1 protein-coding gene is annotated in these 662 nt (G+C 44.0%); it reads left to right on the forward strand.

The features are described 5' to 3' along the window. The first annotated feature begins 67 nt into the window (after positions 1-67). Positions 68-424, forward strand: a complete 357-nt coding sequence (gene tnpB, locus MY520_RS27930; RefSeq protein ID WP_033935691.1) for an IS66 family insertion sequence element accessory protein TnpB — start codon at positions 68-70, stop codon at positions 422-424. Positions 425-662: the final 238 nt, after the last annotated feature.

A 662-nucleotide genomic window follows, 5' to 3' on the forward strand; every position in this document is an offset into this window, starting at 1 on the left:
CGGCTCAGTATTTACCAAGATGCCGACCCAGCAATGATTGAAAAGCTAATCAAGCTGATTGCCGACTATGCTCGTTAACTGGACCACTCCCAAGCATGTTTTCATCGTCTGTGGCAAAACAGATCTGCGCAAAGGCATCGATGGCTTAGCAGCAGTGATCGCTGAAAATTATGAGCTGGATCTATTTGATGATTCTCTCTTTCTGTTCTGTGGCAACCGTAATGATCGATTCAAGGGACTCTACTGGGACGGCGAAGGATTCATCCTGCTTTATAAGCGATTTGAAAATGGCGGACTACGCTGGCCACGGCATCGTGATGATGCCGTCCAACTGAGTCGCCGACAGATCAAGCTGCTTTTGGAAGGTATCTCTCCGTTGCCTATCAAACGCGTCAAACCCGCGTCAGAAGGGCATTTATATTGACTTTTGATCTATCATTTCTTAATAAATTCTGATATGCTTAATAACATTCAGAAACGTTAGGAGGTGACGAATTATGGCTCAAACTCAACAGCCCAAGAATCTTGAAGAAGCATTGAAGGTCATTCAACAATTGACCAAGATGATTGAGCATCAAAATCAGCTGATCGAGCAGATGAATGTAGCACTTCAGCTTCAACAACACCGTCGATTCTCAAAAAAAAATGAAGCGATGAATCCC

Source organism: Geodermatophilus sp. CPCC 205506 (genome assembly GCF_051383635.1).
Taxonomy (GTDB): domain Bacteria; phylum Actinomycetota; class Actinomycetes; order Mycobacteriales; family Geodermatophilaceae; genus Geodermatophilus.

Bases quoted from the DNA above. Each gene is read 5' to 3' on its own strand.
- tnpB (WP_033935691.1), top strand. From the start codon at position 68: ATGCTCGTTAACTGGACCACTCCCAAGCATGTTTTCATCGTCTGTGGC.